Source organism: Streptococcus sp. cx1 (assembly GCF_052384325.1).
Lineage (GTDB): Bacteria > Bacillota > Bacilli > Lactobacillales > Streptococcaceae > Streptococcus > Streptococcus salivarius_G.
In genome coordinates this window covers 1-25,271 of sequence record NZ_JBQSUN010000007.1, presented here as the reverse complement: position 1 = coordinate 25,271, position 25,271 = coordinate 1, and the positions used below count along the sequence as shown (strand labels likewise).

Sequence of the window (25,271 nt, the reverse complement as noted above, 5' to 3'; positions counted from 1 at the left end):
CAGCTCAGTTAAAACTACGTAATTTGTCCAAGAACTTAATAAATTAAAAAGAAAAAGAAAACCAGGCATAACCTGATTTTCAAATTTAATTTCTTAATAAATATCCAAGTAGTTATCAATTTCCCATTGTGAAACAAAGGTAGCATAGCTTGCCCATTCCATACGTTTCGCATCAAGGAAGTTTGTATAGATATGATTACCCAAAGCTTGACGAACCACTTCATCTGTTTCCAATGCTTTAAGAGCGTTACGAAGTGTTGATGGCAAATCAATAATACCTGCTTCTTTACGTTCTTCAGGAGACATTGAGTAAATGTTTGTTTCAACTGGATCTGGAGCATCAATCTTGTTAATAATACCATCAAGACCAGCTTCCAAAAGAACAGCAAGTGCCAAGTATGGGTTTGCCATTGGGTCTACTGAACGCAATTCCAAACGTGTACCCATACCACGAGACGCAGGAACGCGGATCAATGGTGAACGGTTGCTACCTGCCCATGCAATATATACAGGAGCTTCATATCCAGGAACCAAACGTTTGTAAGAGTTAACTGTTGGGTTAATAATTGCAGTATAGTTATATGCATGTTTCATCAAACCACCAAGGAAGTAGTAGGCGTCTTGAGACAATTGCATACCACGTGGATCCTCTGGATCAAAGAATGCATTTCCTTCTTCAGTGAAGAGAGACATGTTACAGTGCATACCGCTACCAGCAATACCATATTTAGGTTTCGCCATAAATGTCGCATAAAGACCATGTTTACGAGCGATTGTCTTAACAACCAATTTGAAAATTTGGATATTATCACAAGCCTTCAAAACATCTGTATACTTGAAGTCGATTTCATGTTGACCAACCGCCACTTCATGGTGAGATGCCTCAACATCAAATCCCATTTCTGTCAACACATTAACGATTTCACGGCGTGTGTTGTCTGCAAGGTCAGTTGGAGCAAGGTCAAAATAACCACCTTTATCGTTAACTTCAAGCGTAGGATTACCTTGCTCATCTAATTTGAAAAGGAAAAATTCTGGTTCTGGTCCAAGGTTAAATGATTTATAACCAACTTCTTCCATATGACGCAAAGCTTTTTTCAAGTTACCACGAGGGTCACCAGCAAATGGTTCACCCGCAGAAGTATAGATATCACAAATAAGACCAGCTACTGCACCATTTTCATCGCCCCAAGGGAAAACTGTCCACGTATCAAGATCTGGGTAAAGATACATATCAGATTCGTTGATACGAACAAATCCCTCGATTGATGAACCATCAAACATAGCTTTATTTGAAAGTACCTTATCCAACTGTTCATCTGTCGCAGGAATTTCAACGTTCTTCATAACACCAAGGATATCAGAGAACATTAAACGCAAGAAAGTAACATTCTTCTCTTTGACTTCGCGACGAATATCAGCTGCTGTGATTGCCATAATAGGGGTCTCCTTTATAAAAACCAAAAATAAAAGTTCAAAGCGTAATTAGATACGCAAGTTACCAAATTGTTGTGACGGGGTCGTAAAACGGCCTTGCTGAAGGAGTTCATCATGCAAGATACGTCGAACGTCCGCATCTGTTAAAGCCACTTGTTTTTGTTGGGCACGAACTTCACGCTCTTCGTACTCATGTTTAATCGCTGCAATATTGTAACCATCATCCAAAAAATCTTTGATTTCCAATAAACGATCCATATCATTTAATGAGTACATCCGACGATTTCCAGCTGTACGTTCAGGTTGAATTAAACCTTGATCTTCATAGTAACGAATTTGACGAGCGGTTAAATCCGTCAACTTCATAACTGTTCCAATCGGAAAAACAGCTAGAGAACGCCTTAATTCTTTCTCTCTTGCCATGATCATCCTCCTTTCCTAACAATTATATTCTGAATATTTCTACATGTCAACAGTTTATGTCACTTTTTCTTACACAATGAGCAATTACCGAACATTACATTGTATATTCGCTCTAATTTAAGGATTTTATCGAAAAATCATAAAAAATAGAGTCCAATAGAACCCTATCATTCTTATTTTAAATGTTTAAGTAGCCAATCATAATCATAATTGACAAGGATTGCTATAAAGACTCCACAGAATGTTTCAAAGACTCTAGCAATAACATAAGTAAAAGTATTATCAGGCGGAATAGACAAGGTAATAATCAAAAGTGCAGCCACCCCTCCAATAACACCAGAAGCATTATTAAAAGACACATTAATGACAATCGTTAACATTGTCAAAATTGGAACCAATAGCAAGGTCACCCAAACTGAATGATGAAACCACATATTCACAAAGTAAAATAATAGCGACAAAAGACCTCCAACCGTATTCGCAAAAATACGTGATTTACCAAACTGAATACTTCTATCAAAGTTTTCTCGAAGACTAAAGACTGCTGTCAAACAACCAATCTGAAGCCCTTCCCAACCTAAAGCAGAAAAAAGACCTAAAACAAGAAAGACAGCAATCCCCGTCTTAAGTGTACGCATACCAAATTTAAATTTTTTCGGTTCAAATTTCAATCCCATTTTACTATTTTAACATGATTATGAAACTTTTGGCTACTTCTACAGTATTATGACGCAAAGTTCAAACTAATAATCGCAATTTTTTGAGAGAAATTTACTTCCCAATAATAATTTTAGCCTCTATTAAATATTCAAAGAGATGACACAAAAAAGAGTTGGTTTCCCAACTCTTTTCATTCTAATAGACTTATTTATCAGTAAGTGCAGCCAATCCTGGAAGTTCTTTACCTTCAAGAAGTTCCATAGAAGCACCACCACCAGTAGAGATCCATGAGAATTTATCTGCACGTCCAAGGTTGATTGCTGCAGCAGCTGAGTCACCACCACCGATGATTGATTTAACGCCTGGTTGTTTCACGATTGCGTCCATCACACCGATTGTACCAGCTTGGAAGTCAGAGTTTTCAAATACACCCATAGGACCATTCCATACAACTGTTTTCGCACCAGTCAAGGCTTTATCGAATTCAGCAATTGATTTAGGACCGATATCCAAACCAAGGAAACCTGGGTCTACTGCTTCACCTTCAGTGTCTTTCACTTCAGTGTAGTCAGCAAATGCATTAGCTTCTTTTGAGTCAACTGGCAAAATCAATTTACCATTTGATTTTTCAAGAAGAGCTTTAGCAACATCAAGTTTATCTTCTTCTACAAGTGAGTTACCGATTTCGATACCTTGTGCTTTGTAGAATGTGTAAGTCATACCACCACCGATAAGAACTTTATCAGCTTTTGCAAGAAGGTTTTCGATAACACCAATCTTATCAGATACTTTAGAACCACCAAGGATAGCTACGAATGGACGTTCTGGAGTTTCAACTGCTTCTTTGATGTAAGCAATTTCGTTTTCAAGAAGGAAACCAGCAACAGCTTTATCAACGTTTGCTGAGATACCAACGTTAGATGCGTGTGCACGGTGAGCTGTACCGAATGCATCGTTTACGAAGATACCATCTCCAAGTGATGCCCAGTATTTACCAAGTTCAGGATCATTTTTAGATTCTTTCTTGCCATCAACATCTTCAAAACGAGTGTTTTCAACCAAGAGAACTTGTCCATCTTCAAGAGCGTTAACAGCTGCTTCCAATTCAGCACCACGTGTAACACCTGGGATAAATTTAACGTCTTGACCCAATTTAGCAGCCAAGTCAGCAGCTACAGGAGCAAGTGATTTGCCTTCTTTATCAGCTTCTTCTTTTACACGTCCAAGGTGAGAGAAGAGGATTGCACGTCCACCTTGTTCAAGAATGTACTTGATAGTTGGAAGGGCAGCAGTGATACGGTTATCGTTAGTGATCACGCCATCTTTTACAGGTACGTTGAAGTCAACACGAACGAGAACTTTTTTCCCTTTCAAGTCAACATCTTTAACAGTCAATTTAGCCATTTGATCAGACTCCTTAATTTTTTAATACGTTTTCATTATATCACAAAATGCATAAAAGAGATAGCAAAATCAGAAGGATTTCTAGCTTATTGCGAGTATAAGACATTTAGCATATAATCTAAATAGAAAGGTCGAATATCCATGAAAAACAGCTAAACAAGAAGCAGAAACAAGCTGACCATGATCTAAATGTAATCCTTATTCTTACCCTTGTTCCTCTGCTCCTCTTTCTTACTCTTAAACCAACTCTTTTTTCATACACTAACCAAACCTCAGTACCGCTATGGCTGCGATTAATCTTATTAGCTAGTTGTCAATTTGCCATCGCAGGCTTAGGAACCAGCACTGTTATGCTTTATCGCAAAGAATCTTTCAGACACTTTGGATTAATCACCAAAAATCTAGTTACCACCCTTTTTCAATCTCTTCTTGTAGCCCTACCACTTATCATATTTAAAGGAATTACTCATCAGATTCATTCCTATCTACCGCTTCAATCAATACAATTAACAAAAGAAGTAATGAGCCAATCATTTCCTAGTAATATCCTGACATACCCATTCATCTGTCTTATTTGGGGATTCTAGGAAGGATTTAACTATGTAGTCATCGCTGAAAAGATACGCATACGTTTTCCATCTCCTTACATTTGGTTAGATAGTGGGGCAATAACTTGTGCGATTTTTTGCCTCCTTATCCATGGAATTATTGGTTTTGATATCTATACCCTATTTGAATCACTTACCGTTTTTATACTTATTTATGGTATGCTAGCTATACAAAAACATAATAAAAACTCCTGGGGTTGTGTCCTGCTCTTTCTACTCATTTGGAATGCCTTCTAGCTTATTCATAAATCACAATCCTACTGAGATTATAACAGCCTATTTATACGGCTGTTTTATTATTTTGGAAATAAAAAAAGAGCCGAAGCTCTTCTTTTTATACAATTGAATTATTTAGCGATTTTCGCGAAGTATTCAAGAGTACGAACAAGTTGTGAAGTGTAAGACATTTCGTTGTCATACCATGAAACAACTTTAACCAATTGTTTACCGTCAACGTCAAGAACTTTAGTTTGAGTTGCGTCAAACAATGAACCGAATGACATACCTACGATATCAGAAGATACGATTGGATCTTCAGTGTATCCGTATGATTCGTTAGAAGCTTCTTTCATAGCTGCGTTTACTTCATCAACAGTAACGTTCTTGTCAAGAACTGCTACCAATTCAGTTACTGAACCAGTTGGAACAGGAACACGTTGAGCAGCTCCGTCCAATTTACCGTTCAATTCAGGGATAACCAAACCGATTGCTTTAGCAGCACCAGTTGAGTTAGGAACGATGTTAGCTGCAGCAGCACGAGCACGGCGAAGGTCACCTTTACGGTGTGGTCCGTCAAGAACCATTTGGTCACCAGTGTAACCGTGGATAGTAGTCATCAAACCTTCAACGATACCGAAGTTGTCATGAAGAGCTTTAGCCATTGGAGCCAAACAGTTTGTAGTACATGAAGCACCTGAGATAACTGTTTCAGTACCATCAAGAATATCGTGGTTAGTGTTAAATACGACTGTTTTAACATCTGATCCACCAGGAGCAGTGATAACAACTTTCTTAGCACCACCAGCATGCAAGTGTTTTTCAGCAGCTGCTTTAGTAGCAAAGAAACCAGTTGCTTCAAGAACGATTTCTACACCGTCGTTAGCCCAGTCAATTTGTTCTGGGTCACGTTCAGCAGAAACTTTAACGAATTTACCGTTAACTTCAAATCCACCATCTTTAACTTCAACAGTACCGTCGAAACGACCTTGAGTTGTGTCGTATTTCAACAAGTGTGCAAGCATAACTGGATCTGTAAGGTCGTTGATGCGTGTAACTTCAACACCTTCTACGTTTTGGATACGACGGAAAGCAAGACGACCGATACGACCGAAACCGTTAATACCAACTTTAACTACCATTAGTGATTTCCTCCTTATGAAAATCAAATAAATATAATTTTGAGAGCAAGCTCTCCCTATTGTGAAAAGATTAACTTGAACGCTTTCAATTCAACCTTTCAACAGTCATATTATATAATTTTTTTCAAAAAATTGCAAATAGAAAAGGCACTTACTTTCATAAGTACCCTAACTTTATAAGTTCTAATTAAGCTTCACCAGAATTTTTCTTGATGATTTCTTCTTGAACTGATTTAGGAACATCTTCATAGTGGTCAAATACCATCATGAATGTACCACGACCTTGAGTTGCAGAACGAAGTGTTGTTGCATAACCGAACATTTCAGCAAGTGGAACATATGCACGAACGATTTGGCTGTTACCGTGTGCTTCCATACCATCAACACGTCCACGACGAGCTGTAACGTGACCCATAACATCACCAAGATTTTCTTCAGGAACAGTGATTGTTACAAGCATCATTGGTTCAAGAATAGTTGGTTGTGCAGTCTTAGCAGCTTCTTTAAGTGCAAGAGATGCAGCGATCTTGAAGGCAGTTTCAGATGAATCGACATCGTGGTATGAACCATCGTAAAGTTTAGCTTTGATGTCAACCATTGGGTATCCAGCAAGGACACCGTTAGCCATAGATTCTTCCAATCCTTTTTCTACTGCAGGGATGAATTCACGTGGAACCACACCACCGACGATAGCATTTTCGAATTCGAAACCTTTACCTTCTTCATTTGGAGTAAATTCAATCCAAACATCACCAAACTGACCTTTACCACCAGATTGACGTTTGAAGAATCCACGTGCTTGTGTTCCAGCACGGAATGTTTCACGGTAAGATACTTGTGGAGCACCAACGTTTGCTTCAACTTTGTGTTCACGTTTCAAACGGTCAACAAGGACATCAAGGTGAAGTTCACCCATACCAGAGATAACTGTTTCACCAGTTTCAGGGTTAGTTTCAACACGGAATGTTGGATCTTCTTCAGCAAGTTTTTGAAGACCGATACCCATCTTATCTTGGTCAGCTTTAGTCTTAGGCTCAACCATCAATTGGATAACTGGTTCTGGAACTTCGATTGACTCAAGAATAACTTTAGCTTTTTCATCAGTCAATGAGTCACCAGTTGTAGTATCTTTCAAACCGATAGCAGCAGCGATATCACCAGCGTATACTTGTTCAATTTCTTGACGGCTGTTAGCGTGCATTTGAAGGATACGTCCGATACGTTCACGTTTACCTTTAGATGTGTTCATTACATATGAACCTGATTGAAGGATACCTGAGTAAACACGGATAAATGTCAAACGACCTACAAATGGGTCAGTCATAATCTTGAAGGCAAGAGCTGCAAATGGCTCATCATCAGATGCTGGACGAGTTTCTTCTTCGTCTGTATCTGGGTTGATACCTTTGATTGCAGGGATATCAAGTGGGCTTGGAAGGTAATCGATAACCGCATCAAGCATCAATTGAACACCTTTGTTCTTGAAGGCAGAACCACAAAGAACTGGGAAGAATTCAACGTTGATTGTTGCACGACGGATAGCTGCTTTCAATTCCTCGTTAGTGATTTCTTCACCTTCAAGGTATTTCATCATCAAATCTTCGTCAGTTTCAGCAACTGCTTCGATCAATTTTTCACGGTATTCGTTTGCTTGATCAACGTAATCAGCTGGAATATCTTCTTCAAGAATATCTGTACCAAGGTCATTAGTATAGATTTCAGCTTTCATTTTAATCAAGTCAATGATACCACGGAAATCATCTTCAGCACCGATTGGCAATTGGATTGGGTGTGCGTTTGCTTGAAGACGATCGTGAAGTGTGCTTACTGAGTAAAGGAAGTCTGCACCGATTTTATCCATTTTGTTGGCAAATACGATACGTGGAACACCATACTCAGTTGCTTGACGCCAAACTGTTTCAGTTTGAGGTTCTACACCTGATTGTGAGTCAAGAACGGTTACGGCACCATCCAATACACGGAGTGAACGTTGTACTTCGATTGTGAAGTCCACGTGTCCTGGTGTATCGATGATGTTAACGCGGTGACCATCCCATTGTGCTGTTGTAGCGGCAGATGTGATTGTGATACCACGCTCTTGTTCTTGCTCCATCCAGTCCATTTGTGATGCACCTTCGTGAGTTTCACCGATTTTGTGGATTTTACCAGTGTAGTAAAGGATACGCTCTGTTGTAGTTGTTTTACCGGCATCGACGTGGGCCATGATACCGATATTACGAGTTTTTGCAAGTGAAAATTCGCGTGCCATTAGGTTTATTCTCCTATAAATATTTTAGTTTACTTATTTATTATAACATTATTGTCAAAAAACGGATAGGCAGGACCTACCCGTTTTTTCACTAATATTTAACTGGTTTTCAAATGATATGAATAATATTATTTGAATTCAGAGTCAGCCTATTACAAATCCATAATCTTAGCTTATGAATATATGACTGTAATTCAGCTTGAAACTTATGATTACCAGCGGAAGTGTGCAAAGGCACGGTTTGCTTCAGCCATTTTGTGAGTATCTTCACGTTTCTTAACTGATGCACCAGTGTTGTTTGCAGCATCCATGATTTCTTTTGCAAGACGATCTTTCATAGTGTGTTCACCACGCGCACGTGATGCGTTAACCAACCAACGAAGACCAAGAGTTGTACGACGTTCTGGACGAACTTCAACTGGGACTTGGTAGTTTGAACCACCGACACGACGTGCACGTACTTCAAGTACAGGCATGATGTTGTCCATAGCTGTTTCAAATACTTCAAGAGCATCGTTTCCAGTTGCTTCTTTGATTTGCTCGAAAGCATCGTATACGATTGTTGCAGCAGTACCACGTTTACCGTCAAGCATTACACGGTTGATAAGACGTGTAACGATTTTTGAATTGTACAATGGATCTGCCAATACTTCGCGTTTAGGCGCTCTATTTTTACGACTCATTTTATCTTATCTCCCTTCTTATCCTTTAGGACGTTTAGCACCGTATTTAGAACGGCTTTGTTTACGATCAGCTACACCTGCAGTATCAAGTGCACCACGGACGATGTGGTAACGTACCCCTGGAAGGTCTTTTACACGTCCACCACGGATAAGAACAACGCTGTGTTCTTGGAGGTTGTGTCCGATACCTGGGATGTAAGCAGTAACTTCGATAAGGTTGCTCAAACGTACACGAGCGAATTTACGAAGGGCTGAGTTAGGTTTCTTAGGTGTCATTGTTCCAACACGTGTTGCAACACCACGTTTTTGTGGTGAAGATACGTTAGTTTGAACTTTTTTGTGGCTGTTGTAACCAACGTTCAAAGCTGGTGATTTAGATTTAACAACTTTTGATTGACGTGGTTTACGAACCAATTGGTTAATTGTAGGCATCTACATTCTCCTGTGTTTTTTTATTTTTGGTTGATATGGCACTTGGTGACAGCCCATATCTTTGTGTACTTTTGCAACTTATGTCAGCACGTCTCTGTACACTTTTGAGAGACCAAAAGTAAAAAGTACCGTCTAATATAGTATCATTTTTTGATGATTATTGTCAAGACTTTCTTGTTAAAAAGAAAAATTCCTAATCGTTAAATTAGGAATACTATCGTAGATTAATTATTTATCAAAAATATTACCGACTTCAACTTCTACCTTCTGTGCTTTTACATCGATGTCAGAAACAGTAAGTAATGATTTATATTCATGGATATCACGATCGCCTTTAGCATTTTCTGCGAATACAGCTACACCTACTAACTCACTATCAAATTCTGAAAGCAAGCTAATCATACCCGTAATGGTACCGCCACCTTTAAGAAAATCATCAACAATAAGGACGCGGCTATTTGGTTTCAAACTACGTTTTGAAAGGAACATCTTTTCAATACGATCACTTGAACCACTAACGTAGTTTACCGATACGGTTGAACCTTCTGTAATTTTCAAGTCACGACGAACGATAACAAATGGAATGTTCAAGACATCTGCTACTGCATTTGCTAAAGGAACTCCTTTGGTTGCAACTGTCATAACGGCATCAATTTTTTGTCCTTTAAAGGCACTGGCAATGATACGACCAACATTTTTTAAAATAGACGGTGTACTCAATAAATCAGATAGGTAGAGATAACCACCTGGTAAGATACGATCACTCTCGGAAAGACGTTTACAAAGATCTTCAACCAGACTTCTTGCATCTTCATCAGAAATAGTCGGTGTAAACATAACGCCACCAGATGCACCAGTTACTGTTTCGATTTCTCCTATTTGACTTTCCTCAAAAGCTTTTTTAATGATAGCAACATCTTCTGAGATTGAAGACTTTGCAGCTTCATAACGTTCTGCAAAGGTGTTGAGGCTTGTCAATTGATAAGGATTATTAATCAGGTAGTTTGAAATCACTACCATGCGCTCACTTCGTTTTAATTTCATATGTTACCTATATTTTCTGTACTTTTTAACTATTATACCATAATACAGCAAAAAACGAACATTTTCATATGAAATGCTCGCTTAATTTCGATTTTAATCAAATTTTGGCTTGTAGAAAGAACGATTATCCATAGCAAAGAGACGATTTGTCATTTCTCCTGGACCTACTAGGTTAAGGGCTGTCGTCATCATCATCATACTGGCATCAAGATTATCAATCATATGAATAATTTCTGCCTCCATAATACGGGGGCGCACTGGACTACCATACTCTAGTTGTCCATGATGGCTGAGAATAACATGACGCAAAACAACGACATCCTCACGCGTATCGTCAATATTGAGCTCCATGAGCACCTTAGTGATTTCTTCATCAATCAAAGCAATATGACCAATCAAGTTTCCACGAACCGTATACTCAGTATTTTCAGGACCAGTAAGTTCAATAACCTTAGCTAAATCATGAAGCATAATTCCGGCAAAGAGTAGACTCTTATTGAGCTCTGGATAAATATCTCCAATGCTGTCCGCTAAGCGAACCATAGTAGCTGTATGATAGGCTAGTCCACTTTCAAAGGCATGATGATTTGTTTTAGCAGCTGGAAAAGTGAAAAACTCTTTATTATACTTTCGATAGAGGGTACGAACAACACGCTGCCAAGTTGCTTCCTCAATCTTGAAAATCATTTGCTCTAGGTATTCGCGTACTTCGGAAGGATTTACTGGTGGTTTCTCTTTGAAATCAGCCGGATCATTTGGCTCACCAAATGTAGGCAAGCGTAAGGTAATTTGGTTTACCTGAGGAGTATTATTATAAACCTCTCGACGGCCCTCCATATGCACTACTTTACCTGCGGTAAATTCTTCGACATTATAAGGCTGAGCATCCCATAGGTTGCCTGAAATCTCTCCAGTATCATCCTGGAATGTAAAGGCAATGTAATCCTTTCCTGCTCTTGTCTTACGTACCTCTGCACGCTTAATCAGATAAAAACCTTCAAAATACTCGTCTTTTTTCATTTGATTAATCTTCATGCTTGTCCTCGTTTTCTAATCGTGGTAAATCCAACAAACTTTGTGTCGCACTGTCTTGATAGGTTTCAATTGTATCAAGAGCTCTAACAATTGCCCTACTCCTTGTGTTAAGAAGACTATCGACGGTTTTACTTGCTGTATTCAATTGTTTCTGAGCTTTAGCTAACATATCTCCAAACCTGCCAAACTCTAGTTTGACGTTGCCTAAAATCTTACTAATATCATCCGCATTCTTTTGAATATTCAAAGTTCTAAATCCTACAGACAATGAATTCAAGAGTGCTGATAAGGTTGACGGCCCTGCGATAACAATATTCTCTTCGCGACGAAGGGCGTCAAAGAAGGCTGGTTGGCGTACTACCTCAGCATAAAGTCCTTCCGTCGGCAAAAATAATATGCCAAAATTTGTAGTTTCAGGTGGGTTAAGATACTTCTTGTTAATATCCTTTGCAAATCGCTTAATACTAGTCAGAAGTGACTTACGGTGATTCTCAATCTCCTCTTTATTACCAGACTCATAAGCATCTTCCAGACGATAGTAATCTTCCAAAGGAAACTTAGAATCAATGGGAAGGTAGATATATTCATCTTTATGGTTTCCTGGTATTTTGATTGCATATTCAACTCGTTCACTTGAACCTGATACCGTAGGAAATTCTCGCTCGTACTGATTAACAGTCAATATGTCTTCAATAATTTGCCCTAATTGAAGCTCTCCCAAAATACCTCGTGTTTTTGTATTTGAAAGGACCTTGTTAAGACTTCCAACATCCTTGGCTACATTTTTCATTTCCCCCAAGCCCTGGTTAACCGACTCTAATTGTCTTGAAACCGTCTCAAAAGAGGCTTGTAAACGTGTTTGTAAGGTTTGCTCAAGTTTCTCTTCAACTGTCTGACGCATTTGTTCCAAACGTTTCTCATTGGAATCCTGCATATCTTTAACAGCTTTGGTTAAGCTTTGGTTTATTTGCTCAAGGCGTTGGTCGGAACGGTCTCGATTATCAGACAAATTTTGATGTAAAACCTCTCGGATATCTGTCAACTGTTGATATAGTTCCATCTGCAATTGGTTCAATTGCTTTGTCGTTTCCAGTTGATTTGTCTTAGCAAAAGATTCCAATTGAAACGAAACTTGATCTGAAAGATTATCTGCATTTTCTTCCAAACTCTTATTAATCTGTTCTTTTAACTCCATATTCTTCAAGAAAAGAGCAATAAGAATCCCCAAGCTTAATAAAGTTAAAAGTGTAAGTAGATAGATCATACTAACTCCTATCTTTAGTCTGAATGACAATCACATATCCATTTGGCACAAGCACTTGAATCGGACTATCAACGAATTCATTACTAGAATAGACTTTCTTTTGGAAATAATTTACACTAGTTAATTCGTATTTTGCTCCCAAAATCGTCAGTTCTCCATCTCCTTCATGTAAAAAAGAAACATATGTCATTCCGGGTTCTGGTAAAACTTTATGACTTCCTTCTGGATAATAAGTAATCTTATTTTGCTTATCTCGCAAACAGATACGCCTCATAAAAGGAGCTAATTCAGGATCGCTGACCAAAAATATATTTGATAACATATGATCAATTCTGCCACCAAAAGCACCAAAAATAGTTACTTCCGCCTCAGGATATAGCTGAAATATAATTTTTAGGGCTAACTCTGTATCCGTATCATCCTTTTCAGCTGGAGCAATCATACAATCTTTGGCAGCTGATTGAATCATCTCTAACTCTGACCGAGATACTGAATCAAAGTCTCCGACAGCCAAATCAAGAGGTAAACCTAACTCCAACAAACGTAAGCACGCACGATCCACCCCAACAAAATAATCAAAATCGGTAGCGAACCACTCTAGCTCACCACCGACAAATAAAGCTATTTTAGGCATCGATAGCATCACGAAGCGTTTGAACTTGCGCTGTCAAATCAGGATTTTTGAAGAGGTAAGAGCCCGCTACAAAAACATTAGCCCCCGCCTTGGCACATGCTGCAATAGTGTTGTTATCTACACCACCATCAACTTCAATATCGAATGAATAGCCACCTTTTTCACGAAGCTCCACAACACGCTCTACTTTAGACATCATTTCTGGAATGAACGCCTGACCACCAAAACCTGGATTTACAGTCATGATAAGTACTTGATCCACTAAATCAAGTATAGGAATAAGTGCCTCAACTGGGGTTCCAGGATTAATCACAACACCTGCTTTCATACCAGCAGCTTTGATTTTCTGGAGGGCACCATGGATATGCTTAGTGGCTTCAACATGAATGGTCATGATATCTGCACCAGCTTGTGCATAGGCATCCACATAACGCTCAGGATCAACAACCATAAGGTGACAATCAAAAACTAACTTGCTATGTTTACGCATGCTAGCAACCACATCTGCTCCCCAACTGATATTAGGAACAAATTGACCATCCATAATATCAATGTGAACATATTCCGCACCTGATGCATCAATACGAGCTAGCTCTGAAGCAAAATTAGCGTAATCAGCAGCTAGGATAGAAGGAGCAATTTTATATGACATGAGAGACCTACTTTCTTTTTACAGTTTTTTTATATGTTTCACGACGATTTTCAATTTCACTTAAAAATTGAAGGTAATTATCATAACGGACTTGCCAGATCTGGCCATTTTCAACCTCATCCTTAACAGCACAAGAAGGCTCATGGGTATGAGTACAAGAACGGAATTTACAGCCATGACTAGCTTGACGGATTTCCGGAAAAGCTTCACTCAAGTCCTCTGCATTATCCACTTCATAATCTAGCGAAGAGAATCCTGGTGTATCAGCAATCTTCCCACCATGAACGTCATAAAGACTTACAGCCCTTGTAGTATGACGTCCACGACCTAGACTGTCTGAAATCTCACCTGTTTCTATATGTAACTGTGGGGCAATACGGTTCAACAAGGTTGATTTTCCAACACCTGTCTGTCCCATAAAGACTGTTATTTTATCAGTCAAGAGCGGCAATAGTTCTTCCAAACTGAAGATAAAATCAAAACCAATTTTTTGATACTGTTTTTGAATAGCTTTCATTTCTGAATCATCTTCAACCAAGTCCATCTTAGAAATATAGATTACAGGCTTTATATTTTTATGCTCTAGTAAAACCAAAAAACGGTCCAAAAGATTACTGTTAAAATCCGGTTCCTTGGCAGACATAATAACCACAGCCTGATTTATATTGACAATGGGTGGACGCACTAAACTATTGATTCGTTGACCAATTTTAAGGATATAACCTTCTGAATTTTCCTCTGCTGAAAATTCAACAAAATCTCCAACATAAGGTGTTTGTCCTTTTTTTCTAAAATTTCCTCGTGCACGCGTCTGGTATACAACACCATCATGCTCTACATAATAGAAACCTGCCAGTGCTTTGATAATTCTTCCTTGCAAGTGAACTCCTCATTCGTTTAATAGCCCTATTATATCACAAATTAGAAAGCTTTTCTGGAACAAAAAAACGGATCTTCCATCTCCCATGGGCCTCCTTGCATTTTCAATAGATTGCAGTATAATAGGCATATCATCTGCGGAGGTGGTGGAATGGCAGACACGCATGCTTCAGGCGCATGTGCTTTTTCAAGCGTGAGGGTTCAAATCCCTCTCTCCGCATAGCTAAAAATCCCACTGAATCTCAGTGGGATTTTTGAATTATAGGCCTGCTTCTCTCAAAGCATCTGATAAGTGTGCAAAATCAGAAATAGATAAAGCCTCTCCACGAATAGAAGGTTTTATATCTGCAATTTCCAAAGCCTGCTCAAGTTTGGCTTTCACTTCCTCAGATTTACCAAAATGATTTGTTAAATTATTCCACAATGTCTTACGACGATGGACAAAGCTAGCCTTAGCCACTCGGAAAAGGAAATCCTCATCTTTAACTTCAACCAACGGTTGTTCACGACGCGTCATCTTCAAAATAGCTGAGTCAACATTAGGGGCTGGTACAAAGACTGTACGAGGGACAATGAATGCCACTTTAGCGATCATATAATACTGAACAGCAATTGATAGAGAACCATAAGCCTTACTATTAGGCTCTGCAGAAATACGGTCAGCGACTTCTTTTTGCATCATAACGACAAATTCTGCAAAAGGAATCTTACTCTCAATCAAATGCATCAAGATTGGCGTCGTAATATAATATGGCAAATTGGCTACGACCTTAATTGGTAGTTCTGGATTTTTAAATTCTTTTACTCGTGTCTGTAAATCCGCCTTGAGAACATCTTCATTAATCACGTTAACATTATCATGATCACGTAATGTATCCTCCAAAATCGGAACCAATCGATCATCAATTTCAAAAGCCATAACTTCCGCAGCATTTTCAGCCAAGAATTCTGTTAATGCTCCAATACCAGGTCCAATTTCAATTACATTGACATTTTTATCAATCTCTGCCGTATCAACAATTTTTTGTAAAATATTTGTATCTGTTAAGAAGTTCTGTCCGAAAGACTTCTTAAAGGTAAAGCCATGGCGTTCAAGGACAGCCTTGGTCACGCTATAATCTGCAATTCTCATTTATTCTCTTTTCTTATTAATTTCACGATTTTTATATTTGGACAAAAAATAGGTCCAAATTCTTAATTATCCCAACCTCTATAATAAGCTACTTAATAGCGATTTGATTTTAAGATTACTGGTAGTCTAATAATTTGACATAGCCTCTTCCAGCTCCTCTAGAGTGATTCCAAACAATTCCAAACGTTTTAGAAGCTGCTTTCCATTGCAATAACCAATACGAAGCGCCTCGCCCAAATATTCTCGACGCTTTCGACTATCTGCTCCCATTAGTAGTCCTAACTTCATAAGATTTGATTTACTAATATCAAACTGATTATCATCATCGTAACTACCTAGAACTCCAGATAAGGCCTTTTGAAGATCCTCAAAACTCGCATGCTCAACACCCAATGAACGACCTTTAGTCTTAGATTTTGGTGTTGCTTCCCCACGGTTTAAAAAAGCATGCTTTGCTGTCGGAACAGCTTCCATGATGATTTTACGGATACGTTCACCATTATAGTCTGGATCAGTAAAAACAATCACCCCGCGTAAATCATTAAGCTTATTGATACGCTCTAAGTCGTCTTCATTGATAGCAGAGCCTCTAGTCTCATAGGTATCCACCTCATAAAAGCGTCTCAAATTTGCAGTATCATCCTTACCTTCTACCACGATGACTTCTTGAATTTTTATTTTATTCATCCAGCCCAAAAATCCTCATCGCATTATTATAAGTAGCCCTAGCAACCTCTTCACTTGTTAAACCACGAAGCTCAGCAATCTTGTCTACTACGTAACGTGTATAGCCTGTACGATTCTCTCGACCACGTTTGGGAACGGGTGCCAAATACGGTGCATCCGTTTCAACCAGAATCTTATCTAAAGGTAACTTCTGAGCAGCTTCTTGGACATCCAAAGCCTTCTTAAAAGTTACAACACCTGAAAATGAAATCATCATTCCAAGATCAACAAATTTTTGAGCCATTTCTAGGGATCCTGAGTATGAGTGCATAATCCCCCCACGAGGACCAACACCAACTTCTTTAATAACAGCGTAAGTATCCTCAAGCGCATCACGTGTATGGACAACAAAAGGTAAATTATGTTCCTTTGACAAAGCTATTTGACGCTTAAAGACATCAATCTGAGTTTCTTTAGGATCTTCCATCCAATAATAATCCAAACCGATTTCCCCAAGTGCCACTACTTTCGGATTATCCAATTGTGATACAATCATATCCTCAATTTCCTGAGAATAGGACCCCGCTTCCGTAGGATGCCATCCAATCGTACTATATAATTGATCATATCTCTCTGATAGTGCTAAAGATTTATTTATTGTTGGTTTATCAAAACCGACAATATTCATTTTAACAACACCTAGTTCAGCTGCAAAATCTATTTCTTCTTGTTCTTTTCCTGCAAAATTATCCACATTAAGATGGGTATGCGTATCAAAAATTTCAATCATAGCTCTATTATAACAAAAACGAGCGAGCATAGCTCACTCACCTTTTCATTTTATTAAACAAAGAGTCGCATATATTCTATCTTTGTACAACGATTCATTACAATATCCTGTCTATTCGCTTGACGAAGAATAGTCTCAGCCTCCTCATTCTCAAGAGCAATTTGACTCCAGAAAACTTTTGCATCCGTCTCAAGAAAATCATAAGCAACATCTGGTAAAAACTCACTTCGTCTAAATATATCAACAATATCAATCGAAAATGGGATATCTTTAAGATAAGCATAAACATGCTCTCCTAGAAGCTCCTGACCTTCTAGTTTGGGATTTACTGGTATGATACGATAACCAGCAGCTTGTAGAAAATGAGCAACCTGATAAGATGCTGCCTCCTTACGATGAGATAAACCAACAATTGCAATCGTCTTTGCTGATTTTAAATAAGATTCTATAACCTCAGCACTAGGATTTTGAAATGAATAAGACATAAGACTCTCCTCGTCGTTCGAATAAATTAAAAATAAAAATCCCTAAACGGGACTGTGAAGATTAGTTAGCTAAGCTCTGCAACGATAGCTTTAATTTGTTCTTTTGTATGTACACCTGCAACTTGCTTAACAAACTCACCATCTTTTTTGAAGAGTAAAGTTGGAATAGACATGATTCCAAACTTCTGAGCTGTTTCTGGGTTCTCATCAACATCAATTTTAACAATCTTAAGTTCATCCTCTGAAATCTCTTCAGAAAGTTGCTCAAGAATTGGTGCTTGCATCAAGCAAGGCCCACACCAAGTTGCCCAAAAATCAATCAAAACGAGTCCTTCAGCTGTTTCTTGTTCAAATGTAGCATCTGTTACTACTTGTGTCATATATTCATCCTCCTAGACATTATAAAACTTTTGTAGACCTATTCTATATGATTCTAAAGGCCATTGCAAGAATTTGATACATACATAAAAAATTCTTATCAAATATTAGTCATTGCCTATCATAGACATTACTTGCTCACAGCCTATCTTGGGAGTATAATAATAAAAAAACTATAAAAATAGAAATGAGTAAATATGGATAAAGATGCAATGATTACCTATCTCATAGGTGAACTCAAAAAAGAAAATCTAGAATTACATGATTTGATTATCCCAGAAGAACTCGAAGAAAAGCAAAAGCTTCTCAGAGCGCTCTTTAATACACGTAAACCAATGGCAGCATCAACACAATTCTTGACAATACAAGACCTTTACCTACAAGTTAGGAAAGGGGAACGTGGATTTGTACAACTCAGTTCACTCCAGCCTATCCCACAAGATGATCGAATCTACCTCTGGAAGGGGGATATTACAAGACTTGAAGTAGACGCAATCGTAAATGCAGCCAATAAAACCTTACTAGGATGTATGAAACCACTTCATGATTGTGTAGATAATGCTATTCATACATATGCAGGCGTTCAGTTACGCCAAGCTTGTTTCGAACTCATCTTAGAACAAGGATATGAAGAACCTGTTGGCATGGCTAAAATAACCCCAGCTTACAATCTTCCTTCTGCTTTTGTCATTCATACAGTAGGTCCGAAAATAGTAGACCAACCGACACAAATTGATGAGGATCTTTTAGCAAAAAGCTATCTCTCAGTATTAGCACTAGCCGAGAAAAATAACATTGAATCAATAGCTATTCCATGTCTATCAACTGGAGATTTCAATTTTCCAAAACAAAAAGCTGCCAAAATCGCCATTCAAACAGTCAAAACCTTTATTGATGAATCAAGTATAATAAAAAAAGTTATATTTAACGTATTTGATGATGAAAATTTAGCAATTTATCAAAAACTGCTTGCTGAATAAAAAAAGAAGAAAATCAAAATGATTTTCTTCTTTTTTTATTGCATAACTGAATGCTCTTTTAAAAGATTAAAAAATGAGGGATAATCTCTTTTAAGATTAACAAAACCACCATCCTTAGATAAGAAACTATGTTCAGAAGCAGCTGTACAAACAAGAACACCATTCTGATTTACCATATGGTATACAAAAGAAAGTCTAGCAGATTTAACACTTTTAACAATAATCTCAATAGAAATCTCATCTGCAAAAGTAGAAGTAGCTTTATAGTCACAGGAAATTGAAGTAACAGGAGAGATAATTCCCTCCTCTTCAATTTTTTCATAAGGCCAACCTATCTCTCTTAGAAAAAAAGTTCTAGCCTCTTCCATCCATCGTACATAATTGGAATGATGAGTAATACCCATTCGATCTGTTTCATAATACTGGACCTCGTGTTTACAAATAAACATAAGAACCTCCAAAAAGATTAAGAAATAAAATCTAAAATGTCATCCTCAGAAAGAGAAGAGTCACAAACAACCTTAGCAGTTCCATTTTCTGAAACAAAGAGAGCTGGGACGGTAGCAATACCATATCTTTTACGTAAAGCTTGAATATCTTCAAGTTCTTCACTATTTTCACTATTAATATAGAAAATAGTAAGATTTGAATTACGTGCAACATTAGATAATTTAGGTTCAAAAAGTTGACAATATGGACAAGAAGGACGGCCAATAAATAAAATAAACTTATCTGTAGAAGAAATTTTATCTTTAGCAGTAGAAATAGAAATAGGTGTAAACTCTGATGCAAAATTCGACATAATAATACCTCTCAAATAAAATATAATCATATCATATCTGAAATTAAGAGTTTTAACAAGTAAATAACTTAACAAAAAAAGCTAGACCTACGTCCAGCAATGAAACCTATACTCCGCCAGTAGGACTCGAACCTACGACATCATGATTAACAGTCATGCGCTACTACCAACTGAGCTATGGCGGATAAACGCTAAGCGACTACCATATCTAACAGGGGGCAACCCCCAACTACATCAGGCGTACTAGGGCTTAACTTCTGTGTTCGGCATGGGAACAGGTGTATCTCCTAGGCTATCGTCACTTAACTCTGAGTATTCTCAACTCAAAATTGAATATCTATACTGTATCAAGAAACCAAATCGTTGTCAATATGTCTCAGTTACTTTCTTTGGATAAGTCCTCGAGCTATTAGTATTAGTCCGCTACATGTGTCACCACACTTCCACTTCTAACCTATCAACCTGATCATCTCTCAGGGCTCTTACTGATATAAAATCATGGGAAATCTCATCTTGAGGTGGGCTTCACACTTAGATGCTTTCAGCGTTTATCCCTTCCCTACATAGCTACCCAGCGATGCTCTTGGCAGAACAACTGGTACACCAGCGGTAAGTCCACTCTGGTCCTCTCGTACTAGGAGCAGATCCTCTCAAATTTCCTACGCCCGCGACGGATAGGGACCGAACTGTCTCACGACGTTCTGAACCCAGCTCGCGTGCCGCTTTAATGGGCGAACAGCCCAACCCTTGGGACCGACTACAGCCCCAGGATGCGACGAGCCGACATCGAGGTGCCAAACCTCCCCGTCGATGTGAACTCTTGGGGGAGATAAGCCTGTTATCCCCAGGGTAGCTTTTATCCGTTGAGCGATGGCCCTTCCATGCGGAACCACCGGATCACTAAGCCCGACTTTCGTCCCTGCTCGAGTTGTAGCTCTCGCAGTCAAGCTCCCTTATACCTTTACACTCTGCGAATGATTTCCAACCATTCTGAGGGAACCTTTGGGCGCCTCCGTTACCTTTTAGGAGGCGACCGCCCCAGTCAAACTGCCCGTCAGACACTGTCTCCGATAGGGATAACCTATCTGGGTTAGAGTAGCCATAACACAAGGGTAGTATCCCAACAACGCCTCACTCGAAACTGGCGTCCCGAGGTCATAGGCTCCTACCTATCCTGTACATGTGGTACAGATACTCAATATCAAACTGCAGTAAAGCTCCATGGGGTCTTTCCGTCCTGTCGCGGGTAACCTGCATCTTCACAGGTACTAAAATTTCACCGAGTCTCTCGTTGAGACAGTGCCCAAATCATTACGCCTTTCGTGCGGGTCGGAACTTACCCGACAAGGAATTTCGCTACCTTAGGACCGTTATAGTTACGGCCGCCGTTTACTGGGGCTTCAATTCATACCTTCGCTATTGCTAAGCACTCCTCTTAACCTTCCAGCACCGGGCAGGCGTCACCCCCTATACATCATCTTACGATTTAGCAGAGAGCTGTGTTTTTGATAAACAGTTGCTTGGGCCTATTCACTGCGGCTGACCATAAGTCAGCGCCCCTTCTCCCGAAGTTACGGGGCCATTTTGCCGAGTTCCTTAACGAGAGTTCTCTCGCTCACCTGAGGCTACTCGCCTCGACTACCTGTGTCGGTTTGCGGTACGGGTAGAGTATAATTAACGCTAGAAGCTTTTCTCGGCAGTGTGACATCACTAACTTCGCTACTAAACTTCGCTCCCCATCACAGCTCAATGTTATAGATATAAGCATTTGACTCATATCACACCTCACTGCTTGGCCAGACACTTCCAATCGTCTGGTTTAGTTAGCCTACTGCGTCCCTCCATCACTATATACTCTAGTACAGGAATATCAACCTGTTGTCCATCGGATACACCTTTCGGTCTCTCCTTAGGTCCCGACTAACCCAGGGCGGACGAGCCTTCCCCTGGAAACCTTAGTCTTACGGTGGACAGGATTCTCACCTGTCTTTCGCTACTCATACCGGCATTCTCACTTCTATGCGCTCCAGCACTCCTCACGGTACACCTTCTTCGCACATAGAACGCTCTCCTACCATACCTATAAAGGTATCCACAGCTTCGGTAATATGTTTTAGCCCCGGTACATTTTCGGCGCAGGGTCACTCGACTAGTGAGCTATTACGCACTCTTTGAATGAATAGCTGCTTCTAAGCTAACATCCTAGTTGTCTGTGCAACCCCACATCCTTTTCCACTTAACATATATTTTGGGACCTTAGCTGGTGGTCTGGGCTGTTTCCCTTTCGACTACGGATCTTAGCACTCGCAGTCTGACTGCCGATTATATCTCGTTGGCATTCGGAGTTTATCTGAGATTGGTAATCCGGGATGGACCCCTCACCCAAACAGTGCTCTACCTCCAAGAGACTTAACATCGACGCTAGCCCTAAAGCTATTTCGGAGAGAACCAGCTATCTCCAAGTTCGTTTGGAATTTCTCCGCTACCCACAAGTCATCCAAGCACTTTTCAACGTGCCCTGGTTCGGTCCTCCAGTGAGTTTTACCTCACCTTCAACCTGCTCATGGGTAGGTCACATGGTTTCGGGTCTACGACATGATACTAATGCGCCCTATTAAGACTCGGTTTCCCTACGGCTCCGTCTCTTCAACTTAACCTCGCATCATATCGTAACTCGCCGGTTCATTCTACAAAAGGCACGCTCTCACCCATTAACGGGCTCGAACTTGTTGTAGGCACACGGTTTCAGGTTCTATTTCACTCCCCTCCCGGGGTGCTTTTCACCTTTCCCTCACGGTACTGGTTCACTATCGGTCACTAGAGAGTATTTAGGGTTGGGAGATGGTCCTCCCAGATTCCGACGAGATTTCTCGTGTCTCGCCGTACTCAGGATACTGCTAGGTATAAAGACTATTTCGAATACGAGGCTATTACTCTCTTTGGCCTACCTTCCCAGGTAGTTCTTCTATAATCTTTAAGTCCACGTTGCAGTCCTACAACCCCGAAGAGTAAACTCTTCGGTTTGCCCTCTTGCCGTTTCGCTCGCCGCTACTAAGGCAATCGCTTTTGCTTTCTCTTCCTGCAGCTACTTAGATGTTTCAGTTCACTGCGTCTTCCTCTACATTACCTTAACAGTAATGAGTGACAGGCATTACCTGCCGGGTTCCCCCATTCGGACATCTCTGGATCATTGCTCACTTACAGCTCCCCAAAGCATTTCGTCGTTAGTCACGTCCTTCATCGGCTTCTAGTGCCAAGGCATCCACCGTGCGCCCTTATTAACTTAACCTTATTTTGGTCTTTCGACCTAACTCATTAAATATTCACAGCGTTTCGGTTTATTTTCTTGTTACTATCTATATGTAATTAATTACATATGGAATTTGATATAGATATTCAATTTTCAATGGACAATACTTGAATCTTTCGATTCAATGGAGCCTAGCGGGATCGAACCGCTGACCTCCTGCGTGCAAAGCAGGCGCTCTCCCAGCTGAGCTAAGGCCCCACAAGACCTCTCAAAACTAAATAAGAAACTCAAGTACATTCCGTTTTTCCTTAGAAAGGAGGTGATCCAGCCGCACCTTCCGATACGGCTACCTTGTTACGACTTCACCCCAATCATCTATCCCACCTTAGGCGGCTGGCTCCAAAAGGTTACCTCACCGACTTCGGGTGTTACAAACTCTCGTGGTGTGACGGGCGGTGTGTACAAGGCCCGGGAACGTATTCACCGCGGCGTGCTGATCCGCGATTACTAGCGATTCCGACTTCATGTAGGCGAGTTGCAGCCTACAATCCGAACTGAGATTGGCTTTAAGAGATTAGCTTGCCGTCACCGACTCGCAACTCGTTGTACCAACCATTGTAGCACGTGTGTAGCCCAGGTCATAAGGGGCATGATGATTTGACGTCATCCCCACCTTCCTCCGGTTTATTACCGGCAGTCTCGCTAGAGTGCCCAACTGAATGATGGCAACTAACAATAGGGGTTGCGCTCGTTGCGGGACTTAACCCAACATCTCACGACACGAGCTGACGACAACCATGCACCACCTGTCACCGATGTACCGAAGTAACTTTCTATCTCTAGAAATAGCATCGGGATGTCAAGACCTGGTAAGGTTCTTCGCGTTGCTTCGAATTAAACCACATGCTCCACCGCTTGTGCGGGCCCCCGTCAATTCCTTTGAGTTTCAACCTTGCGGTCGTACTCCCCAGGCGGAGTGCTTAATGCGTTAGCTGCGGCACTGAATCCCGGAAAGGATCCAACACCTAGCACTCATCGTTTACGGCGTGGACTACCAGGGTATCTAATCCTGTTCGCTCCCCACGCTTTCGAGCCTCAGCGTCAGTTACAGACCAGAGAGCCGCTTTCGCCACCGGTGTTCCTCCATATATCTACGCATTTCACCGCTACACATGGAATTCCACTCTCCCCTTCTGCACTCAAGTTTGACAGTTTCCAAAGCGAACTATGGTTGAGCCACAGCCTTTAACTTCAGACTTATCAAACCGCCTGCGCTCGCTTTACGCCCAATAAATCCGGACAACGCTCGGGACCTACGTATTACCGCGGCTGCTGGCACGTAGTTAGCCGTCCCTTTCTGGTAAGCTACCGTCACAGTGTGAACTTTCCACTCTCACACTCGTTCTTGACTTACAACAGAGCTTTACGATCCGAAAACCTTCTTCACTCACGCGGCGTTGCTCGGTCAGGGTTGCCCCCATTGCCGAAGATTCCCTACTGCTGCCTCCCGTAGGAGTCTGGGCCGTGTCTCAGTCCCAGTGTGGCCGATCACCCTCTCAGGTCGGCTATGTATCGTCGCCTAGGTGAGCCGTTACCTCACCTACTAGCTAATACAACGCAGGTCCATCTTGTAGTGGAGCAATTGCCCCTTTCAAATAAATGACATGTGTCATCCATTGTTATGCGGTATTAGCTATCGTTTCCAATAGTTATCCCCCGCTACAAGGCAGGTTACCTACGCGTTACTCACCCGTTCGCAACTCATCCAAGAAGAGCAAGCTCCTCTCTTCAGCGTTCTACTTGCATGTATTAGGCACGCCGCCAGCGTTCGTCCTGAGCCAGGATCAAACTCTCATTAAAAATTTTAATAATTGTTCGAGCGTTAACTCATTACCGTCGTCTGACGATTTATTCTTGTAAATTGACAGGTTATAATTCTTCTATCATAACCCTGCACTTGGTTTCTTATTCAGTTCTCAAAGGTCTTTGTCTCTCTTAAGACAACT

General features: G+C 40.3%; 22 protein-coding genes, 3 tRNA genes and 3 rRNA genes. 2 read left to right on the top strand and 26 right to left on the bottom strand.

The features are described 5' to 3' along the window. Positions 1 to 93: 93 nt before the first annotated feature. The 14 genes from glnA to rsgA form a co-directional block, all read right to left on the bottom strand. The gene (gene glnA / locus ACT170_RS09230; RefSeq protein ID WP_002884322.1) at positions 94 to 1,437 is read right to left on the bottom strand and encodes a type I glutamate--ammonia ligase; all 1,344 of its coding nucleotides are present in this window, start codon (positions 1,435 to 1,437) and stop codon (positions 94 to 96) included. A 48-nt stretch (positions 1,438 to 1,485) separates the two neighbouring features. Beyond that, on the bottom strand, positions 1,486 to 1,860 hold the full coding sequence (locus ACT170_RS09225; RefSeq protein ID WP_008535631.1) for a MerR family transcriptional regulator: 375 nt from the start codon (positions 1,858 to 1,860) through the stop codon (positions 1,486 to 1,488). 173 nt (positions 1,861 to 2,033) lie between these two features. Further along, positions 2,034 to 2,537, bottom strand: coding sequence for an FUSC family protein (locus tag ACT170_RS09220; RefSeq protein WP_048790112.1), 504 nt, complete (start codon positions 2,535 to 2,537; stop codon positions 2,034 to 2,036). Positions 2,538 to 2,724: 187 nt separating this feature from the next. Next, positions 2,725 to 3,924 (bottom strand): phosphoglycerate kinase, encoded by a 1,200-nt coding sequence (locus ACT170_RS09215; protein WP_048790113.1) that lies wholly within the window; start codon positions 3,922 to 3,924, stop codon positions 2,725 to 2,727. 955 nt (positions 3,925 to 4,879) lie between these two features. Continuing rightward, positions 4,880 to 5,890, bottom strand: a complete 1,011-nt coding sequence (gap, locus tag ACT170_RS09210) for a type I glyceraldehyde-3-phosphate dehydrogenase (protein ID WP_014635067.1) — start codon at positions 5,888 to 5,890, stop codon at positions 4,880 to 4,882. A gap of 187 nt (positions 5,891 to 6,077) precedes the next feature. Further along, a complete protein-coding gene (gene fusA, locus ACT170_RS09205) occupies positions 6,078 to 8,159 on the bottom strand; it encodes an elongation factor G (protein WP_002884537.1) in 2,082 nt (693 codons plus the stop codon). Between the two features lie 212 nt (positions 8,160 to 8,371). Further along, positions 8,372 to 8,842: a 30S ribosomal protein S7 gene (gene rpsG, locus ACT170_RS09200; RefSeq protein ID WP_002884746.1), complete on the bottom strand. Its 471-nt coding sequence runs from the start codon at positions 8,840 to 8,842 to the stop codon at positions 8,372 to 8,374. An 18-nt stretch (positions 8,843 to 8,860) separates the two neighbouring features. Next, positions 8,861 to 9,274: a 30S ribosomal protein S12 gene (rpsL, locus tag ACT170_RS09195; protein WP_002884809.1), complete on the bottom strand. Its 414-nt coding sequence runs from the start codon at positions 9,272 to 9,274 to the stop codon at positions 8,861 to 8,863. 228 nt (positions 9,275 to 9,502) lie between these two features. Continuing rightward, positions 9,503 to 10,318 (bottom strand): pur operon repressor, encoded by an 816-nt coding sequence (gene purR / locus ACT170_RS09190; protein WP_002891918.1) that lies wholly within the window; start codon positions 10,316 to 10,318, stop codon positions 9,503 to 9,505. 93 nt (positions 10,319 to 10,411) lie between these two features. Further along, positions 10,412 to 11,353, bottom strand: coding sequence for a 3'-5' exoribonuclease YhaM family protein (locus ACT170_RS09185; protein WP_048674989.1), 942 nt, complete (start codon positions 11,351 to 11,353; stop codon positions 10,412 to 10,414). Next, positions 11,343 to 12,617, bottom strand: coding sequence for a DNA recombination protein RmuC (locus ACT170_RS09180; protein ID WP_183137345.1), 1,275 nt, complete (start codon positions 12,615 to 12,617; stop codon positions 11,343 to 11,345). The genes ACT170_RS09185 and ACT170_RS09180 overlap by 11 nt, the downstream gene beginning before the upstream one ends. A 1-nt stretch (position 12,618) precedes the next feature. Further along, the gene (locus ACT170_RS09175; protein ID WP_104021373.1) at positions 12,619 to 13,251 is read right to left on the bottom strand and encodes a thiamine diphosphokinase; all 633 of its coding nucleotides are present in this window, start codon (positions 13,249 to 13,251) and stop codon (positions 12,619 to 12,621) included. Further along, positions 13,244 to 13,903 carry a ribulose-phosphate 3-epimerase gene (rpe, locus tag ACT170_RS09170; RefSeq protein ID WP_148513087.1) on the bottom strand — a complete coding sequence of 220 codons (660 nt, stop codon included), beginning with the start codon at positions 13,901 to 13,903 and terminating at the stop codon, positions 13,244 to 13,246. Before rpe ends, ACT170_RS09175 begins: the two co-directional genes overlap by 8 nt. 7 nt (positions 13,904 to 13,910) lie before the next feature. Next, complete coding sequence (gene rsgA, locus ACT170_RS09165; RefSeq protein ID WP_038676801.1) at positions 13,911 to 14,783, bottom strand: ribosome small subunit-dependent GTPase A; 873 nt, start codon at positions 14,781 to 14,783, stop codon at positions 13,911 to 13,913. Between the two features lie 136 nt (positions 14,784 to 14,919). Here rsgA and ACT170_RS09160 point away from each other — a divergent pair. After that, positions 14,920 to 15,002, top strand: a tRNA-Leu gene (locus ACT170_RS09160). Positions 15,003 to 15,041: 39 nt separating this feature from the next. Here the strand turns inward: ACT170_RS09160 and rsmA are convergent. From rsmA to trxA, 5 genes are all read right to left on the bottom strand, one after another. Next, positions 15,042 to 15,914, bottom strand: coding sequence for a 16S rRNA (adenine(1518)-N(6)/adenine(1519)-N(6))-dimethyltransferase RsmA (gene rsmA, locus ACT170_RS09155; RefSeq protein WP_038676803.1), 873 nt, complete (start codon positions 15,912 to 15,914; stop codon positions 15,042 to 15,044). Between the two features lie 126 nt (positions 15,915 to 16,040). Continuing rightward, positions 16,041 to 16,601 (bottom strand): ribonuclease M5, encoded by a 561-nt coding sequence (gene rnmV / locus ACT170_RS09150; protein ID WP_013991215.1) that lies wholly within the window; start codon positions 16,599 to 16,601, stop codon positions 16,041 to 16,043. After that, positions 16,594 to 17,370, bottom strand: coding sequence for a TatD family hydrolase (locus ACT170_RS09145; protein ID WP_148513088.1), 777 nt, complete (start codon positions 17,368 to 17,370; stop codon positions 16,594 to 16,596). Before ACT170_RS09145 ends, rnmV begins: the two co-directional genes overlap by 8 nt. Positions 17,371 to 17,423: 53 nt before the next feature. Beyond that, positions 17,424 to 17,855 carry a CoA-binding protein gene (locus ACT170_RS09140; protein ID WP_444818237.1) on the bottom strand — a complete coding sequence of 144 codons (432 nt, stop codon included), beginning with the start codon at positions 17,853 to 17,855 and terminating at the stop codon, positions 17,424 to 17,426. Between the two features lie 65 nt (positions 17,856 to 17,920). Beyond that, positions 17,921 to 18,235: a thioredoxin gene (gene trxA, locus ACT170_RS09135; protein WP_410532384.1), complete on the bottom strand. Its 315-nt coding sequence runs from the start codon at positions 18,233 to 18,235 to the stop codon at positions 17,921 to 17,923. 195 nt (positions 18,236 to 18,430) lie between these two features. On the opposite strand from trxA, the gene ACT170_RS09130 reads away from it, so the two are divergent. After that, positions 18,431 to 19,213: a protein-ADP-ribose hydrolase gene (locus tag ACT170_RS09130; RefSeq protein WP_021143587.1), complete on the top strand. Its 783-nt coding sequence runs from the start codon at positions 18,431 to 18,433 to the stop codon at positions 19,211 to 19,213. Positions 19,214 to 19,248: 35 nt separating this feature from the next. Here ACT170_RS09130 and ACT170_RS09125 read toward each other — a convergent pair whose 3' ends face one another. The 7 genes from ACT170_RS09125 to ACT170_RS09095 all read right to left on the bottom strand — a co-directional run bounded on the left by ACT170_RS09125 (position 19,249) and on the right by ACT170_RS09095 (position 25,125). Next, positions 19,249 to 19,662 (bottom strand): acyl-CoA thioesterase, encoded by a 414-nt coding sequence (locus ACT170_RS09125; RefSeq protein WP_002884641.1) that lies wholly within the window; start codon positions 19,660 to 19,662, stop codon positions 19,249 to 19,251. Between the two features lie 17 nt (positions 19,663 to 19,679). Then, on the bottom strand, positions 19,680 to 20,015 hold the full coding sequence (gene traF / locus ACT170_RS09120; protein ID WP_048790120.1) for a conjugal transfer protein TraF: 336 nt from the start codon (positions 20,013 to 20,015) through the stop codon (positions 19,680 to 19,682). A 111-nt stretch (positions 20,016 to 20,126) separates the two neighbouring features. Further along, positions 20,127 to 20,200 (bottom strand) — tRNA-Asn (locus tag ACT170_RS09115). Positions 20,201 to 20,205: 5 nt separating this feature from the next. Further along, positions 20,206 to 20,321: ribosomal RNA gene (gene rrf, locus ACT170_RS09110) — 5S ribosomal RNA — on the bottom strand. An 83-nt stretch (positions 20,322 to 20,404) separates the two neighbouring features. Continuing rightward, positions 20,405 to 23,304: ribosomal RNA gene (locus tag ACT170_RS09105) — 23S ribosomal RNA — on the bottom strand. Between the two features lie 146 nt (positions 23,305 to 23,450). Further along, positions 23,451 to 23,523, bottom strand: a tRNA-Ala gene (locus ACT170_RS09100). A gap of 54 nt (positions 23,524 to 23,577) precedes the next feature. Continuing rightward, a 16S ribosomal RNA gene (locus ACT170_RS09095) occupies positions 23,578 to 25,125 on the bottom strand. The 16S, 23S and 5S rRNA genes sit together here with 2 tRNA genes alongside, the layout of an rRNA operon. Positions 25,126 to 25,271 lie beyond the last annotated feature (146 nt).

Coding starts and splice junctions, on each gene's coding strand:
- glnA (WP_002884322.1), bottom strand. CDS start 1,437: ATGGCAATCACAGCAGCTGATATTCGTCGCGAAGTCAAAGAGAAGAAT.
- ACT170_RS09225 (WP_008535631.1), bottom strand. CDS start 1,860: ATGGCAAGAGAGAAAGAATTAAGGCGTTCTCTAGCTGTTTTTCCGATT.
- ACT170_RS09220 (WP_048790112.1), bottom strand. CDS start 2,537: ATGGGATTGAAATTTGAACCGAAAAAATTTAAATTTGGTATGCGTACA.
- ACT170_RS09215 (WP_048790113.1), bottom strand. CDS start 3,924: ATGGCTAAATTGACTGTTAAAGATGTTGACTTGAAAGGGAAAAAAGTT.
- gap (WP_014635067.1), bottom strand. CDS start 5,890: ATGGTAGTTAAAGTTGGTATTAACGGTTTCGGTCGTATCGGTCGTCTT.
- fusA (WP_002884537.1), bottom strand. CDS start 8,159: ATGGCACGCGAATTTTCACTTGCAAAAACTCGTAATATCGGTATCATG.
- rpsG (WP_002884746.1), bottom strand. CDS start 8,842: ATGAGTCGTAAAAATAGAGCGCCTAAACGCGAAGTATTGGCAGATCCA.
- rpsL (WP_002884809.1), bottom strand. CDS start 9,274: ATGCCTACAATTAACCAATTGGTTCGTAAACCACGTCAATCAAAAGTT.
- purR (WP_002891918.1), bottom strand. CDS start 10,318: ATGAAATTAAAACGAAGTGAGCGCATGGTAGTGATTTCAAACTACCTG.
- ACT170_RS09185 (WP_048674989.1), bottom strand. CDS start 11,353: ATGAAGATTAATCAAATGAAAAAAGACGAGTATTTTGAAGGTTTTTAT.
- ACT170_RS09180 (WP_183137345.1), bottom strand. CDS start 12,617: ATGATCTATCTACTTACACTTTTAACTTTATTAAGCTTGGGGATTCTT.
- ACT170_RS09175 (WP_104021373.1), bottom strand. CDS start 13,251: ATGCCTAAAATAGCTTTATTTGTCGGTGGTGAGCTAGAGTGGTTCGCT.
- rpe (WP_148513087.1), bottom strand. CDS start 13,903: ATGTCATATAAAATTGCTCCTTCTATCCTAGCTGCTGATTACGCTAAT.
- rsmA (WP_038676803.1), bottom strand. CDS start 15,914: ATGAGAATTGCAGATTATAGCGTGACCAAGGCTGTCCTTGAACGCCAT.
- rnmV (WP_013991215.1), bottom strand. CDS start 16,601: ATGAATAAAATAAAAATTCAAGAAGTCATCGTGGTAGAAGGTAAGGAT.
- ACT170_RS09145 (WP_148513088.1), bottom strand. CDS start 17,370: ATGATTGAAATTTTTGATACGCATACCCATCTTAATGTGGATAATTTT.
- ACT170_RS09140 (WP_444818237.1), bottom strand. CDS start 17,855: ATGTCTTATTCATTTCAAAATCCTAGTGCTGAGGTTATAGAATCTTAT.
- trxA (WP_410532384.1), bottom strand. CDS start 18,235: ATGACACAAGTAGTAACAGATGCTACATTTGAACAAGAAACAGCTGAA.
- ACT170_RS09130 (WP_021143587.1), top strand. CDS start 18,431: ATGGATAAAGATGCAATGATTACCTATCTCATAGGTGAACTCAAAAAA.
- ACT170_RS09125 (WP_002884641.1), bottom strand. CDS start 19,662: ATGTTTATTTGTAAACACGAGGTCCAGTATTATGAAACAGATCGAATG.
- traF (WP_048790120.1), bottom strand. CDS start 20,015: ATGTCGAATTTTGCATCAGAGTTTACACCTATTTCTATTTCTACTGCT.